14 protein-coding genes are annotated in these 16,095 nt (G+C 65.0%); 3 read left to right on the forward strand and 11 right to left on the reverse strand.

Annotated elements, in window-relative coordinates; all coding sequences use genetic code 11:
* Positions 1-60 precede the first annotated feature (60 nt).
* From ACR9Y6_RS18475 to ACR9Y6_RS18490, 4 genes are all read right to left on the reverse strand, one after another.
* Entirely contained in the window at positions 61-555 is a 495-nt protein-coding gene (locus ACR9Y6_RS18475) for a hypothetical protein (protein WP_481282603.1), read from the reverse strand.
* Between the two features lie 34 nt (positions 556-589).
* Positions 590-1,018, reverse strand: a complete 429-nt coding sequence (locus ACR9Y6_RS18480; RefSeq protein WP_481282604.1) for a DUF3757 domain-containing protein — start codon at positions 1,016-1,018, stop codon at positions 590-592.
* Between the two features lie 147 nt (positions 1,019-1,165).
* Entirely contained in the window at positions 1,166-2,560 is a 1,395-nt protein-coding gene (locus ACR9Y6_RS18485) for a sigma-54-dependent transcriptional regulator (protein ID WP_481282605.1), read from the reverse strand.
* Between the two features lie 67 nt (positions 2,561-2,627).
* Positions 2,628-4,271 (reverse strand): sensor histidine kinase, encoded by a 1,644-nt coding sequence (locus tag ACR9Y6_RS18490; protein ID WP_481282606.1) that lies wholly within the window; start codon positions 4,269-4,271, stop codon positions 2,628-2,630.
* Positions 4,272-4,422: 151 nt separating this feature from the next.
* Here ACR9Y6_RS18490 and sucC point away from each other — a divergent pair, with 151 nt between their 5' ends.
* The 3 genes from sucC (at position 4,423) to ACR9Y6_RS18505 (ending at position 7,972) form a co-directional block, all read left to right on the forward strand.
* Complete coding sequence (gene sucC / locus ACR9Y6_RS18495) at positions 4,423-5,655, forward strand: ADP-forming succinate--CoA ligase subunit beta (protein ID WP_481282760.1); 1,233 nt, start codon at positions 4,423-4,425, stop codon at positions 5,653-5,655.
* A gap of 14 nt (positions 5,656-5,669) precedes the next feature.
* Positions 5,670-6,545 (forward strand): succinate--CoA ligase subunit alpha, encoded by an 876-nt coding sequence (sucD, locus tag ACR9Y6_RS18500; RefSeq protein ID WP_371025111.1) that lies wholly within the window; start codon positions 5,670-5,672, stop codon positions 6,543-6,545.
* 224 nt (positions 6,546-6,769) lie between these two features.
* A complete protein-coding gene (locus tag ACR9Y6_RS18505; protein ID WP_481282607.1) occupies positions 6,770-7,972 on the forward strand; it encodes a M35 family metallo-endopeptidase in 1,203 nt (400 codons plus the stop codon).
* 340 nt (positions 7,973-8,312) lie between these two features.
* On the opposite strand, the gene ACR9Y6_RS18510 is transcribed toward ACR9Y6_RS18505, so the two are convergent.
* Genes ACR9Y6_RS18510 through ACR9Y6_RS18540 form a run of 7 tightly spaced genes read right to left on the reverse strand, consistent with a single transcriptional unit; the run spans position 8,313 to position 15,965 of the window.
* Positions 8,313-9,437: an NAD(P)/FAD-dependent oxidoreductase gene (locus tag ACR9Y6_RS18510; RefSeq protein ID WP_481282608.1), complete on the reverse strand. Its 1,125-nt coding sequence runs from the start codon at positions 9,435-9,437 to the stop codon at positions 8,313-8,315.
* A complete protein-coding gene (locus ACR9Y6_RS18515; protein WP_481282609.1) occupies positions 9,434-10,669 on the reverse strand; it encodes a dicarboxylate/amino acid:cation symporter in 1,236 nt (411 codons plus the stop codon). The genes ACR9Y6_RS18510 and ACR9Y6_RS18515 overlap by 4 nt, the downstream gene beginning before the upstream one ends.
* Positions 10,666-11,427 carry a L,D-transpeptidase family protein gene (locus ACR9Y6_RS18520; RefSeq protein ID WP_481282610.1) on the reverse strand — a complete coding sequence of 254 codons (762 nt, stop codon included), beginning with the start codon at positions 11,425-11,427 and terminating at the stop codon, positions 10,666-10,668. The genes ACR9Y6_RS18515 and ACR9Y6_RS18520 overlap by 4 nt, the downstream gene beginning before the upstream one ends.
* Positions 11,428-11,440: 13 nt before the next feature.
* The gene (locus ACR9Y6_RS18525; RefSeq protein WP_481282611.1) at positions 11,441-12,286 is read right to left on the reverse strand and encodes a MurR/RpiR family transcriptional regulator; all 846 of its coding nucleotides are present in this window, start codon (positions 12,284-12,286) and stop codon (positions 11,441-11,443) included.
* An 11-nt stretch (positions 12,287-12,297) separates the two neighbouring features.
* Positions 12,298-13,389: a dipeptide epimerase gene (locus ACR9Y6_RS18530; protein ID WP_481282612.1), complete on the reverse strand. Its 1,092-nt coding sequence runs from the start codon at positions 13,387-13,389 to the stop codon at positions 12,298-12,300.
* An 18-nt stretch (positions 13,390-13,407) separates the two neighbouring features.
* Complete coding sequence (locus ACR9Y6_RS18535; protein WP_481282613.1) at positions 13,408-14,802, reverse strand: SH3 domain-containing protein; 1,395 nt, start codon at positions 14,800-14,802, stop codon at positions 13,408-13,410.
* Positions 14,803-14,816: 14 nt separating this feature from the next.
* Positions 14,817-15,965 carry a DUF819 family protein gene (locus tag ACR9Y6_RS18540; protein ID WP_481282614.1) on the reverse strand — a complete coding sequence of 383 codons (1,149 nt, stop codon included), beginning with the start codon at positions 15,963-15,965 and terminating at the stop codon, positions 14,817-14,819.
* Between the last annotated feature and the right edge of the window lie 130 nt (positions 15,966-16,095).

Genomic DNA, 16,095 nt, shown 5'->3' on the forward strand with positions numbered 1-16,095 from the left:
AAGATGATGTCGGGATTCGTCGCCCGCACCGCCTGGCACTCGGTTTCCATGGATCCGCGTTCAGCGGATGCGAATGGTGGCGGTGTGCGTCTTCGACGGGTCGTCCCGCTCGCGAACGACATACGTGAACTGACCTCCGTTCTGCGTAGGCAGGACGAAATGGCGGAGTCGCAGATTGGGACGCGCACCGCTGGGGCATTCCAGCACGGCGATGCCATCTGGCGAGCAGCGGCCTTCGGCAGCCATCGGTACGTCGATCTCGCGTCCGTCAAGCATGGCCTTCACGGGAATCGTCGTGAATGTATCCAGCACGTCGACGAAGATGCTCATCTCACCACGGTGATCGATGGTGGTCGCGGCAGGCAGCGGTACGCCCAGGAATTCGATGCGTTCGTCGGCTTCGGACCAGACGGAATAGATGCGGGGCTCGGGGCCGGATCCCGGGATGGACGGCCACGAGTATCCACATGATTGCGTTACGTCGGCGATCGCGGGGAACGACATGGCGACCATCGCGAGCAGGGTGGCTCGCAGGGTGGCATGGCAGGTCTTCATAGGATTTCTCGATTTTTCAGGGTGGGTGAATGCATCATTCATCGACTGCCCGGAACGTGCACCCGATGCCATCCGTTGCGGTGCACTTGTGATACACGACGCCGAAGGGACCCAGCTCACGCGTCCAGGCATGGCGGTCGTGCAAGCGGACCTTCGGTCTTCCGACAGTGGCCAGGTAGGCCATGTCCAATGCGCCACGTTCCAGTTTGTAGCTGCAACGGGCCAGCTCTCCGTCGGTTGCGGTTTCACCGCCGGGATAGAAGACCGCTTCCTCGAAGCGAAGCACGCCGCCGTCGTTTCCCGCGGGTGCGATACCTACCCATTCGTATCGCGAGTCCTGTGCCGTTGCCTTGTGGACGCCATGATGATTCACGATCGCCGTCGGTCGCGGGCAATGTTCGACGACATAGGCCGCGGCAACGGGGGATGCAAGCGTCGCGATGACGCCGAGCAGTGCGCGCATGACTGAATCCTTTTCCATGAGGGAAGGGCGCCGACATCGCCGAGATGGCGATGGGCTATCAGTCAGTATGGGAATCGAGCGGCGGTGGCGCCGCCGGCGAAGTCCGGGCGCGCTTGTCAGATCTCGCCCTCTCGGGCAAATCCGTGCTCAGTCGATGCCGAGCTTCTTCAGCTTGTACCGCAGCGCGCGGAACGTGATCCCCAGCTTCTTCGCCGTCGCTGTCTTGTTATACCGCGACTCTTCCAGCGCCTTGATGATCGTGTCGCGCTCGATGTTGGAGATGTAATCCTCGAGCGAGCCGTCGGTCGCGGCGCTGCGTAGGGCGTGTGCCGCGGAGGCCGGGGCGGCGGCTTCGGTCACGGCGGCCAGCGCCGGCGTGACGGTGCGTTGGGGCAGCATCAGGTCTTCGGCTTCGATCGTGTCGCCTTCGCACATCGCCATGGCGCGTTCGAGGATGTTTTCCAGTTCGCGGACATTGCCGGGGAATTGGTAGGCCTCCAGCGCGGCGAGGGCTTCCGGGCGCAGGCGGCCGGGTTCGCCACCGGCTTCGGTGGCCAGCTGGCGGAGGATGAAGTCCGCCAGCTTCGGCACGTCGCCGCGACGTTCGCGTAGCGGCGGAACGCGCAGTTCGATGACGTTGATACGGTAGAAGAGATCCTGCCGGAACAGGCCTTGCTCGACCAGTGCGGCGAGGTTCTTGTGAGTGGCCGAGAGGATGCGGACGTCCACCGGAATCTCGTCGCGGCCGCCGATGGGGCGAACCGCTTTTTCCTGGATGGCGCGCAGCAGCTTCACCTGCATGTGCAGGGGAAGTTCCGCCACCTCGTCCAGGAACAGCGTGCCGCCCTGGGCGGCCTGGAACAGGCCTTCCTTGTCGGCATGCGCGCCGGTGAAGCTGCCCTTGCGATGGCCGAAGAATTCGCTTTCCATCAACTCGGACGGAATCGCGCCGCAGTTCACCGGCACGAAGGCGCCGGTCGCGCGCGGCCCCAACTCGTGGATCAGGCGGGCGACCAGTTCCTTGCCCACGCCGGACTCGCCGGCGATGTAGACCGGCGCCTGGTTGCGTGCGAGCTTGGCGATCTTGCCGCGCACCTCGGTCATCGCGGCGGAGTCGCCGATCAGGCGATCGGCCCCGGGCGAGGTCTTGCTGCCGCCACCCGCCTTGCGTTCCTCGGACAAGCGAAGCGCCGTACGCACGAGGCGGCGCAACAGGTGGATGTCCACCGGCTTGGAAACGAAATCGAAGGCCCCCGCCTTGAGCGCGTTGACCGCCGCGTCGACATTGCCATAGGCCGTGATCATCGCCACCGGCATGTCCGGGTGGTTGGCGGCGATCAGCTCGATGATCTCCTGGCCACTGCCGTCGGGCAGCCGCATGTCGGTGAAGCACAGGTCGTAACGCCGAGCTGCCAATGCGCTCCGCGCTTCGCTGACGCTCCCCACGGCGTCGACGTCGAGTTCCATTCGACCGAGTGTGATGGTCAGCAACTCGCGGATGTCCCGTTCGTCGTCGATGACCAGTACGGTCTGCTTGCTCATTAGGTCCGACAGGTTCGGTGAATAGTCCAAATGTAACCGCCCGGGCGGCATACGCAAAGGGCGGCGTTCACGCGCGTGCCGCCACGGGAGCCGCGACGGCCGTGCGTGCGGGCGGCGTCAGGCTGATACGGAAGCAACTGCCACCGCCGGCCACTCGCACGTATTCCAGGGCCGCCTGGTTGGCCTCGGCCATCTGCCGGGCGAGGTAGAGGCCCAGTCCCGTCCCGTATTCGTGCGTGGTGAAGAACGGCTCGAAGATCTGCGCGGCCACCTTGGGCGGGATGCCCGGGCCGCGGTCGATCACCTCGAGGATGGGGATGCCGGCCTCGGAATGCCGGGCCACCAGCATCACCCGCGCCGTCTCGCCGGGCAGGCGGCCATAGCGCAGCGCATTCTGCACCAGGTTCCAGATCACCTGCTGCAGGTGCTGGGGGTCGGCCACGGCGGCGACCGGCTCGCTGCCGGACACCGCGCGCAGGATGTCCGAGCCAAGGTCGTTGCCCTGGCGGTACTCGGTGACGAAGTGATGCACCCACTTGCCCAGGTCGAGGGTTTCCGGTCGCGAACGCTCGCGCCGCGAGAGTTGCAGGATGTTCTCGATGATCTCGTTGAGGCGGGAGCAATGGTTGTTGATGATCTCGACCATGCGCAGGTCGGTATCGTTCATGTCCGTGGATTCCGCCAGCAGCTGGGCCGAATAGTGGATCGCGGCCAGCGGATTGCGGATCTCGTGGGCGATCGAGGCGGACAACCGCCCCAGCGAACTGAGGGTGAGTTCCTCGGCGCGCCGCGACACGAGGGACGTGTCGTCGAGGAAGATCAGCACGTGCGAGTCGTCGTTCGGCGCCAGGCGCGAGAAGCGTGGCACCACTTCCGGCGTGCCGTCGGCGAGCATCGTGGCGCTCTCGTCGAGCTTGCCGGAAGTGCGCCAGTGGTACAGGCGTCGTGACAGCTCGGGCGCGAGGCTGCCGAGGTCGCGCTGCTCGGCGGAGGGATTGCCCATGAGCATCCAGGCCGATTCGTTGAGCTGGTGGATACGATTGCTCTCGTCCACCAGCAACACGCCGGTCTTCATGCGCCGGATGATCAGTTCGTTGACCTGGGACAGGTTGGCCAGGTCGATGCCGCGCTGCTCGGCCAGCGCCTCGGAAGCCCGGATATTGCGGCCCAGCACGTAGCACAACGAGGCGCAGGCGAAATAAGCGGCGCCGAAGAGGCCGTATTCGACCATCTCGCGATCGGTGCCGTCGGCCGAATCCAGGTCGAAGACCGAGTGTCCGAGCATGCCGAGGGTGGCCAGCGCGGCGAAGAACATCGACAGGCGGAACGGCAGCAGCAAGGCGCCGGTGGCGATGTTCACGGCCAGCATCATGGCCACGCCCATGCGCACGTCGTGCATCAGCACCAGGGCCAGCAGGGCCGCGGCGATATCCAGGGTGAGGCCGATCGACACGATCAGCACCGGCCGGTTGAGGGTTTGCCGGGTGCGGGCCACCATCACCAGGGCGGCCAGCAGGTAGGCCAGGGCGAACAGGCGGGCGAACACCGGTTCCGGCAGGGCCGGCCAGTTCATGTGCTCGGGGCGGAACGCCAACGCGGTGTAGACCGCGGCCTGGCCGAGTCGGAAGTAGTTGAAAAAGAAGAGTTCGTGGCGCGCGGTGGTCTGGTTCGCGCTGGCTCGGACGGCGATGGTCGACGCGGGCGTGGACACCTGGATACTTCTCCGCCGTGGGCCCCCCGGGGCCGTGGATAGCCGTCAGTATAAGGTGGCGGGCCTGCGAATGCCGCATCGCCCCTTTCCATCCGGGGCGCCTTCCGGGAAAATACGCGGCCGTATTGCGTGAAACTGGCGCAATCGATTCATCCCCCCTCCCCGTGCGAGCCTCCCGGCCCGCACGCTTTCACACGTTTTCTCCGTTCGCTCGAGGTATCGAATGAATTTCCACGAGTACCAGGCTAAAGAACTGTTCGCCAAGTACGGCATCGCCGTGCCGCCGGGCAAGATCGCCAACTCTCCCGACGCCGCCGTCGATGCCGCCAAGCACCTTGGCGGTACCCAGTGGATGGTCAAGGCCCAGATCCATGCCGGTGGCCGCGGCAAGGCCGGCGGCGTGAAGTTCTGCCGCAGCCTCGATGACGTCCGCGCCGCCGCCAAGGGCATGCTCGGTACGAACATGGAAACCTACCAGTCCGCCGGCCGCGCGCTGCCGGTGAACCTGGTCCTGGTCACCGACGCGACCGATATCGCGAAGGAACTGTACCTGTCGATCCTCACCGATCGCGACACCAAGTCGATCTCGTTCATCGCCTCCAAGCACGGCGGCGTCGACATCGAACAGGTCGCCCACGACACGCCGGAAGACATCCACACCATCGTGGTGGACTTCGTCGAAGGCCTGCAGCCGTACCAGTGCCGCGATCTCGGGTTCAAGATGGACCTGAATCCGAAGCAGGTGGGCCAGCTCGTCAAGATCATGATGGGCCTCTACAAGCTCTTCAACGAGAAGGACCTCGCCCTCGTCGAACTGAACCCGCTGGCGATCCTCGCCGACGGCAACCTCGCCGCCCTCGACGGCAAGGTGAACTCCGACGACAACGCCGAGTTCCGCCACCCGGACCTCGCCGCCATGCGCGACCTCACGCAGGAAGACGCCGCCGAAGCGGCCGCCGTCCAGCACAACCTCAACTACGTCACGATGGACGGCACGATCGGCTGCATGGTCAACGGCGCCGGCCTGGCGATGGCCACGATGGACGTGATCAAGCTGGCGGGCGGCGAGCCGGCCAACTTCCTCGACGTCGGCGGCGGTGCCACCAAGGAGCGCGTCACCGAGGCGTTCAAGCTCATCCTCTCGTCCGACAAGGTGAAGGCCATCCTGGTCAACATCTTCGGCGGCATCGTGCGTTGCGACCTGATCGCCGAAGGCATCATCGCGGCCGTGAAGGAAGTGGGCCTGAAAATTCCGGTGGTCGTACGCCTGCAAGGCACGAATGTCGAGAAGGGCCGCGAACTGCTGGCCAACTCGGGCCTGGCGATCACGCCGGCCGACGATCTCAACGATGCGGCCCAAAAGGCCGTGGCCGCCGCGGCCTGAGGAGCGAAAGCAACATGAGCGTCCTGATCAACAAGAACACCAAGGTCCTCGTCCAGGGTTTCACCGGACAGCAGGGCACCTTCCACGCCGAACAGGCGATCGACTACGGCACCAAGATCGTCGGTGGCGTGACCCCGGGCAAGGGCGGTTCCGAACACATCGGCCTGCCGGTCTTCAACACCGTGCGTGACGCCGTCGACCAGACCGGTGCCGACGCCTCGGTGATCTTCGTGCCGCCGCCGTTCGCCGCCGACTCGATCCTCGAAGCCATCGACGGTGGCATCAAGGTCATCGTCGCGATCACGGAAGGCATCCCCGTGCTCGACATGATGCGCGTGAAGAACGTGCTGAAGTCCCATCCGGACGTCGTCCTGGTCGGTCCGAACTGCCCCGGCGTCATCACCCCGGGCGAGTGCAAGATCGGCATCATGCCGGGCCACATCCACAAGCCGGGCAAGGTCGGCATCGTTTCGCGCTCGGGCACGCTCACCTATGAAGCGGTGTTCCAGACCACGAACGAAGGTCTCGGCCAGTCCACCTGCATCGGCATCGGCGGCGACCCGATCAACGGCCTGAGCTTCATCGACTGCCTCAAGCTGTTCCAGGACGACCCGCAGACCGAAGGCATCATCATGGTCGGCGAAATCGGCGGCAGCGCCGAGGAAGACGCGGCCGAGTTCATCGGCCAGTACGTGAAGAAGCCGGTCGTCTCGTTCATCGCGGGTGCCTCGGCTCCTCCGGGCAAGCGCATGGGCCACGCCGGTGCGATCATCTCCGGCGGCAAGGGCACGGCGGCCGCGAAGTTCGCCGCACTCGAAAAGGCGGGCGTGACCACGGTCAAGTCCCCGGCCGACCTCGGCAAGACCCTCGCGGGCTTGATGAAGAAGTAAGCGTCACGCACTTCGGTATGTGATGAAAAGCCGCGGCCTTCGGGCCGCGGTTTTTTTGTGCCCGATGTTCGATAGCGGTATTAGATCCTGGTGGGAGCCGACCCTGTCGGCGATCCTGCGGCAGCCGGTCGTCCAAAACCCGATACATAATTCAGAATAATCGCGTATTCAGCAGTGTCATTCGCCCCTAACTTGTTGAACACCTATACAAGAAGGAGACGGCCATGCTGAACCGAAATCGCGCAGCAACCCTGTGCCTGGCGGTATCGTCACTTGTGGCGCCAAGCACTGCCCTTGCCGATGGGCATATCGAAGTAAGCCTGAGCACGCCCACCGTTCGCGATCCTTCGCATCCGGCCTTGGTAGCCGTGCGAATCGAAAACTCGGGCGACAAGCCCGTGTCGATCATGAAATGGGATACGCCCTTTGTCGGGTTTGGCGGTCGTCTGGCAAAGTCGATTTTCCAGGTGCGCGACGAACGTGGGAACGAGGTTTTCTATAGTGGCTCCTGGGCCAACTTCGGACGCCTCACCATGGACTCGTTCATTACGCTGTATCCCGGCCAAGTCCTGGAAAAAGATCTCGATATAGGCAGAGAGTATCGCTTCAAGCCACATTCGACTTACCGGATTCGATACGTATTGAACCTTGCCCATCAGCCGGATCCCGACGTTGTCTCGGGTGCTGAAAGGGCATCCTTCTTCCCATCTACTCAGACTGTTGCATCTTCCGACGATATTCGGATTTCGATCGACGATACCGCGTACGTTCATCGTTCGAGTGCGAGGGGCGATGAACTTAAGTGCAACGCGCAGCAGGCGCAAACTATCTCGCGCGTACGTCTTGCGACAATTCATCGCCTTACCGCTGCCGAATCTTTCTTGCGCGCGCGTTACGTGCCCATCGTTGAAAACGGTCACCTCAAATATGTATTTGAGCCACATCCTCGATACACGCGCTGGTTTGGCATACACGACGACTCTGAGCCCGAGATCTATAGCGAAGGATGGGGTTTGAACAACAACGCTCGTGTATTCGAGACCATCATGGCGACGTCAAAGCGCGCCTTAGGGACGGAGCAGGCCATTCGGTGTGGATGTCCCGACATATCCGACGAGCGAGTAACCGCGCATGTAGACACTGAATCGACGTACACGATGTATTTCTGCGACCGGTTTTTCAGGATTCCCGAATTTGACGTTACCGACTCGCAGGTCGGAACGATGGCGCACGAGTACACTCACTACAACGCGTTCTACCAGGGTACGGCGGATTATCGGTACGGTTATCAAGCTGTGCAGACCTTGGCAAGGGAGAATCGCGAACAAGCGGTTCGAAATGCAGACAATTTCGAATATTTTTATACAGATACGAAACCGTACAAGATGCGTCTTGACGCGGGTGTGTTCGCCCCGGTGGCTCATTGAGTCTCGTCATCGTTCAGTCTGACGAAGTCGGACGGCTTCACCTGCACATATGAAGAACTGCAGCTTCGGAGTCGCAGCCTTTTATGCTTGTGTTCGATGCCTGGTAGGAGCCGACCCTGTCGGCGGTGGGTGCTTGCTTAACTGGCCCGCTGCCGCGGGATCGCCGACAAAGTCGGCTCCCACAAGTCTCCCACCAGCTTTTCCCACCACGTTCTCCAGTAGTTCTGTGGGAGCCGCTTCTCTGTGGGAGCCGCTTCAGCGGCGATGGGTGCTTGCCGCAACCCGGCCCGCTGCCGCGGGATCGCCGACAGGGTCGGCTCCCACCGGGGCTTTCTCCAGGTTATCGGCGGAGCCTTCCGGGGCTGAGCATGTCGGTGGTGATGCCCGCCTCGGTGAGGTGATCTGGCATCGGTTTGCCGAGGATGATCGATGCGCAGGCTTCGGCCATGGCCGCGCTGGTCTGGATGCCGTAGCCGCCTTGCGCGGCGAGCCAGAAGAACCCGGGCGCATCCGGTGCGAAGCCGCCGACGAGGTCGCCGTCGGCGACGAAGCTGCGCAGGCCGGCCCAGGTGCGGGCGGGCCGCCGGATCGTCATCGTGGTGGCTTCCTCGATCCGGTGGATGCCCAGGGCGATGTCGTATTCCTCGGGTTGCACGTCGTGCGGATGGGTCGGATCGGCGTTCGCCGCCGAGCCCAGCAACAGGCCCGCATCGGGCTTGAAGTAGAAGGTTTCGTCGATGTCGACGACGAAAGGCCACGCCGATGTCTCGACACCCTCCGGTGCCGCGAACGTGAAGGCCGATCGGCGGCGGGGTTCGAGGCCGATGCCACGCACACCGGCGAGTTCGGCCACGGCGTCGGCCCAGGCGCCTGCCGCATTCACGATCACGGGAGCGCGCCAACGTTCGTTGACCACCCATGAGGCACCGTCGTGGCGCAAGGCGTGGACACGGGTGTCGAGGTGCAGTGCGACGCCGCGTGCCTTCGCTCCGCGCAAGAAACCCTGATGCAATTCATTGACGTCGATGTCGGCGGAATCGGGTTCGAAGAATGCGATCTCGGCCGCTTCGGGACGAAGAACGGGTACGAGGGTGGCGATGGCTTCGCGATCGAGTAGTACCAGCGACGGCGTGTGACGACGCACGGCTTCGTACTCCTCGCGCACACGCTCCGCTTGCGCCGCATTGCCCACCACCAGCGCGCCACGACGTTGCAGGATCGGATGGACAGCGAACCCGGCGGGCGGCGATTCGAGGAAGGGGCGCGTCGCGCGACTCAATGCGCGTACCTGCGGCGATCCATAGCTTTCGCTGAAATGCGCCGCCGAACGCCCCGTGGTGTGGAACCCGGCGAAGGACTCGCGTTCGAGCATCACCATGCGCGCATGTGGCGAGAGAAACCACGCCACCGAGGCGCCGGCGATGCCGGCACCGATCACGATGACGTCGACGGGTGATTCGTTCATGCCTTGTCCTTCGACGATTGTGCGGCGACGACGCTGGTCGCCGCGAGGTCGGCGGTGACGTTGCCGAGGGTGGCCAGCGTATCCGGCAACGTGTCCACCGCCAGCATGATGCCGAGCGGACCGATGGGAAGACCCATGGCCTGCGCGACGGGAACATTGGTCGCGATGAAGGTGACCTGGCCCGGCAATCCGACCGAACCCAGGCTGATGACCACGGCGAGCGCGGCGCCCGCGGCCAACTGTGCGACGCCCAGCTCGATGCCGAAGGCCCACGCGATGAAACTCGCCGAGACCACGTATTGCACCGGGCTGGTGAGCCGGAACAGCGACACCGCCATGGGCAGGACCAGCGACGTCACCGCGGTGGGATAGCCCAGCCGCCGGTCGGCGCTTTCGATCATCGCCGGCAGCGACGCGAGCGACGATTGCGTGCTGGCGGCCACGACCTGTGCCGGGGCGATCGCCGAAGCGAAGCGTGCGAACGGTTCACCGCCCCAAACCCGTGCGACCACCAGCATCAAGGCGGTGACGATGAGATATACGATGCATTCGACCAGCACATAGACGCCCAGCGCGCCGAGCATGTGCAGGCCAGCCCGCGCGCATACGGAGAGGATCAGCGCGAAGACACCCAGCGGCGCCACGAGCAACACCCAGCGTACGACCACGATCATGGCATCCGCGATCGCACGGAAAAACTCCACCGCGAGCGCGCGCCGCTCCGGCGCGATACGAGTCAGCGCGAAACCCAGGAACATGGCGAACACCACCAACGGCAGCATGGCACTCTGTGCGGCTGCCATGATCGCGTTGGTGGGTACGATGCCGGCGAGCCAGTCGGACCAGCCGACGGGCGCGCTGACGGGAAGGTGGCCGCCGGCGGCACCGAGGGCGCTGGTGAGCGATCCGCTGCGTGGAAACAGTGCGAACAAGGCGGGCGCGGCGATCGCCGCCACCGCGGCGCCAAGCGATAGCAGCAACAGGATCACGACGATCGCGCGCCTCGCGATGCGGCCCGAGGCGGCCGCGTCGGTCGCGGTATTCGCACCGACGACGACCAGCGAGAGCACGAGCGGCACCACGGTCATCTGTAGCGCGCTCAGCCAGAGTTTGCCGATCGGTTGCACGGCATCGGCAACGCCCAGCGCGGAATCCGGAGCCCACGTCGCGAGGGCGATGCCGGCCGCCGCACCGAGTGCGAGGCCGAGAAGGATGCGTTGGGTGGCGGTCATAAGGCCGGCAGGTTCCAGGCTTCGCGCAGTCGGGCGTATTCGTTCTTCGGCAGCAGCACGAAGACCGGCTTCTTCGCCGGATCGAGCCAGCCGAGCAGGCGCTCCATCGTCTCGTCGGTCATCGCGGTGCAGCCGGCGGTCGGCGATGTGGGCGACTTCCACAAGTGGGCGAAGATGCAGCTGCCCGCGCCCTTGCGCCCGTCGGGGTTGTGCTCGATGACGAAGCCGATGCGATAGGCGTGGTCGCCGTTGAAGTGCAGGTCGCGGCGCATCGGCTCGGTCGCGCCGGCCACCGCCTTCTCGCCGACCTTCCGTGCATCCACCACCTGGTTGTAGTACGGCGAGCTGTCCACATCGACGCAGTAGTCGGATACGCCCAGTCCGCGATAGGGAAGGGCGGTGGGATTCGTCTCCGCATAGCCGAAGGCCTGTCCGATACGGAACACGCCGGCGGGGCTGCGACCATCGCCTTCCTTCTTCACCGGTCCGTCCCTTTCTGGCGGATTGAGCCCGACGCCCCACGCACTGCCGTGCTTGCCGATGGTCACCTCGGCGGCCGGTCCTTCCTGTTTCCAGCGCGTACCTTCGCGGACGTACGCGCGGAGCGTCCCGTGGTCGACGTCCCATCCGTCGGTGGTCACCACGATCATCTGCCGGGATACCGACCAGGCGGCCGGTGTCTCGAACGCCGTGCTGGATGCGGCGAGGACGAGGGCGGCGAGGCCGAGCAGGCGTGGAAACGTTCGGGAGAAGGGCATGGTGGCGGTCCGGTCAGGGTTCGAGCATCTGCTGGATGCGATCGAGGTTCTGCACGAGGCGCGCATGGCGGGCCTCGTCCCCCTCGCACAGGTGCACGAACACGGTGTCGAGCAACTGTTGCACGGTGGACTGATAGATCAGCGACTGCACGTAGGACGCATCGTCATGCGCCGCCACGGCCAGCGCGATATCGGCGAGCGCGCGTACGGGATTGGAGGTATGCCGCGTGACCGTCACCACGCGTCCGCGCCGCTCGCGGAAATAGCGGGCGATCTTGGCCAGCGCGGGATGCTTGCCCTGTTCGGAGAACACGATGAGGACGTCGCCCGGTGACGACATCGCCACTTGCGCGGCCATGCGGCTCACGTCGAAATGGCGGATGGCCACGATGCCCAGCAGCGACAGGCGCACGGCGAAGCCGCGCGCGTGCAGGTCGTCTTCGCCCAGGCCGATGAGGAAGACCTTGCCCGCCGAATCGATCGCGTTGACCACCGCATGCAAGGTCTCGGGACTGTTGATGTGCCGCGTCGCTTCCTCGGCGCGCGCCTTGCGTTGCCAGAGTGCCGCACCCAGTGGATCGCCACCCGGGCGTTCAGCGAGTGGAGCGGCCTCGCCGTCGCCGTCGTCGGTACGCGCGATGGCCTCGCCGACGGAGTACTTCAGGTCCGGGTAGCCGCGAAAGCCGAGCTTCTGGGTGAACTTCACCACGCTGGACTGGCTGATGCCGAGCGCGTTGGCCAGTTGCTGGGAAGAATAGTCGCGCAGCAGCTGGGCGTTCTCGAGGATGAAGTCGGCGATGCGCCGCTCCACCGCCGACATGCGGTCGCGTTCGGAACGGATCTTCACCAGCGGCGACATGGCGGCGGTCCTCAGAGCGGTTCGAGGCCGCGGATCTCCCGGATGCCCAGGCCCGGCGCATCGCTGATGGAGATCTCCGACTCGTTGAAGTTCACGCCGCCATCCACGGGGTCGTATGCGCATAGCGAGGGGCCGTCCAGGTCCACCTTGGTGATCACGTCGGACTTGGCGACCGCGACGTGCACGGCGGCGGCCACGCTGATGCTGGTCTCCAGCATGCAGCCGATCATGCACTCGATGCCGTAGAGGCCGGCGATGTCCGCGATGCGGATGGCGTTGGAGATGCCGCCGGTCTTCATCAGCTTGATGTTGATGATGTCGGCGGCGCGCATGCGGATCAGCTCCATCACCTCGGCGGGACCGAACACGCTTTCGTCGGCCATGATCGGCGTGTGCACGCGCTCGGTGACATAGCGCATGCCCTCCAGGTCACGCGCCTTCACCGGCTGCTCGACCAGTTCCAGCCGAACGCCGGCGTCTTCCAGCGTATGCAGCGCGTAGACCGCTTCCTTGGCGGTCCAGCCCTGGTTCGCGTCGAGGCGGAGCAGGGCACGGCCTTCCACGGCGGCGTAGATCGCGCGGACACGCTCGATGTCCACGCCGATATCCTTGCCCACCTTGATCTTCAACGACTCGAAGCCACGGTCCACCGCGGCGATGGAGTCGGCCACCATCTTGTCGATATAGTCGACGCTGATGGTGATGTCGGTGGTGATGACCGGATCGCCGCCGCCGAGCAGCTTGTAAAGTGGCGCGCCATAGAGCTGGCCCCATAGGTCGTAGACGGCGATCTCCACGGCGGCCTTGGCGCTGGTGTTCTTCTCCATCGTGCCCTGGATCAGTTTCGTGATCCGGTTGAGGTCGGCGATCTCCTGGCCGATGAGGCGGGGTGCGATATAGTGGCGGATGGCATCGACGATGGAGCCGTGCGTGTCGCCGGTGATGACCGCCGTGGCCGGGGCTTCGCCATAACCCACCCGGCCGTCGTCGGTATGCACCATCACGACGATGTCTTCGACCTTGTCGACCGTACGCAGTGCCGTCTTGAAGGGGGTCTTCAGTGGCACGCGCAGCATGCCGAAGCGGATGTCGGTGATCTTCATGGAATCTCGCTGGGCAGATTAACGGATGCGGACGATGCTGGTCATGCGGTCGACGAAGGTCTTGTCGCCGCTGGCCATCATGGGCAGGAGAGGTGTCACCGAGACCTCGTTGAGCTTGATGTGCCGCAACGTGCCGTCGGCCTGCTTGTAGCTCATGCCGCCGACGTCGTGGATGACATAGGGTTCGCCGTCGATCTTGCCGATCACCATCATGACGTGGCCGGGGATGTAGACCAGGTCGCCCACCTCGAGCGCTTTCGCGGCCTTCACCCGTGCCTCGTGGTTGTCCTTGTCGGTATAGACGGTGTGGGCCAGGCCAGGACTGATGCTCTGGTCGCGCGTGTTGCGTGGCATCTGCACGCCCATGCTGCGGTACACGTCCGAGACGAAGCCGCTGCAGTCGCGGCCGTTATAGGCGTGGCCCCAGCCATAGCGTTCGCCGAGGAACTTGAAGGCCTGGCGGATGATGTTCGCCCGGGTCAATGGCAGGTAGTCGGCCGCGGAATCCTGGTTTCGCTGGAGCAGGGCCGGGTGGAACGAGAGCGCTCCGTCGGTGCCTCGCACCGGCAGGCTCAGTACCCACGAGGTGTACGGGCTCTGCCCGTTCACCGGCTGGTCCGGCGGCAAGGAGGTGTCGAGCGGCACGCGCGTGCCCATGTCCAGCTGGAATTCCGAGAGGGCGGGCGCTTCCGGCGTATACACGGTGAGCGGCTTCGCGCCGGTGACGATCCGGTACGGCGTGGCATCGGCGTGGGCGAAGACGGCCGCGGCATCACCGTAGGCCACGTCTTCCGCGTGCATCCATGCCGCATAGCGCGGGCTGACGACGAACAGCCACTTGCCATCCTTGCTCGCATGTACCGCCACGAGAGGGTCGCCGGGGAACAGCGTGCTTTCCTGGAAGCGGTCGATGTCGGTATCGTCGGCGTGGCTGAACACGCGCAGGTCGGTCGGATAGCCGCGCAGGGCGCCTCGACGCACGGCCATGCCATAGCGCGGCGTCACCTGCGCGGGAATGCCGTCGATCGCGGCGTTGTCCATCACGGCGTCGATCGCCGCGGCGGTCACGGGCTTGCCCTCCACATCGAACAAGGGCTTGCTCGGCCGTGACGTCAGCTTCTCGATCCAGCCTTGCACCTGTTCCCGTGGCAACGAGGCCGGAAGGTGGCGGATGTCGTGCATCGACGGGTCCAGCCGCGCCACGCGCTCGTTGATCGCGGCGATGGCGGCGGCGTCGAGCACGGGCTTGTCCGCGTCCGGAAGCCGCGCGACCCAGTACTCCGGCGACAGCTGCGCATCGGCGACGCCGAGGATGCCCGATGGGGGGACCGGCATGTCGCGCGGGGCCGCACAGGCGCCGCCCGCCGTGAGCGCGAGCAGGGTGGCGAGCAAGGTGGGGCGAAACAGGTTCATAGCGAGATCCTTGGTCAGGAGGCCAGCGCCGAGAGCACCGCGGCGACGACGAGACCGAAGCCAGTGCCGAGGATATAACCGAGCAGGGCGAGCAGGACGCCCACCGGCACCAGCGAACGCGAATACGTGGCCGCGAGCACCGGGGTGGCGGCCACGCCGCCGATATGGGCCAGCGAGGAAATGCCGCAGAGATACAGGTCGAAGTGGAAGACGCGCGCCGCGAGGCCGAGAAGGACCGCGTGCACGGCGATCACCGTGACGCCCGCGAGCAGGTAGAGCGGTGCCGCGGCGATGCCGGCGAAGCTGCTTTGCGAGGCGAGCACGGCCACCACCGAGATCAGCATCGCGCTCGAAACCGCCTGTGCACCGGGCAGGCGAGCCAGTGGCGTATGCGCGGCGACCAGGCCGGCCACGGTCGCGATCAGGATCGTCCATGTCGTCGGCGATACCATGCTGCCTGTCGGCAGCCTCACGCCGAGCACCGCGGACACGGCGGCGACGAGCAGGGCGAGGCCCAGCCAGAGCAGTACGCTATCGGACGTGGCGGGCGCACGCACCGCCGTCTCCGCTACGCTCAGGCTCGCGCTCGACGTGGCCCGCGTCCAGCGATTGAAGGCCGGCGCGAGGCGAGCCACCGCGAACAGCACCACCACCCACATCGAATAGCACAAGGCGTCGGTGAGCAGGGTGGTCGCCAGTGACGTATCCGACATGCCGATGGCCTGCTTCACCGCGATCATGTTCGCCGTGCCACCCATCCAGCTGCCCGACAACGAGGCGAGCGGCATCCATCCCGTGCCGGGCATCCAGTGACGGTAGATCAGGAAGGTGAGCACGAAGGCGATGAACAGGCTGATCGAGGTGCAGACGAAGACACCGAGCACTCGCGGCCCCAGCGCGAGGATCGCGCGAAGGTCGCAGTTGATCATCAGCAGGAAGAGCAGGGCCGGCACCAGCCGGGCGACGAGCATGTTCTGCGCCGCATGGATTTCGGGTGAGGCGGTCCAGAAGCCGGCGACGGACAAGGCCGTCACGGTGAGGTAGGTGAGGACGATGGGCGGAAGGATCTCGAATACCTTCCAGCCGAAACGCCGTTCGATCGCGGGCCAGAAGCCGGCGGCGAGCAGCATCACGGCCAGGTAAGGCCAAACCGACTGGATCACGCGTCCCCTCCCCGGGTGGTGTCGCGACGGTCGTCAGGAATATCTATTCCTAACGAAGTAGCTTGAAGCATAAATTATTGACCGCGCTTTGCAAGCATGTTACACAGCCCTGACGCACGTCCATCCACCA

The sequence above is a fragment of the Luteibacter sp. TLI7-4A genome (genome assembly GCF_056754745.1).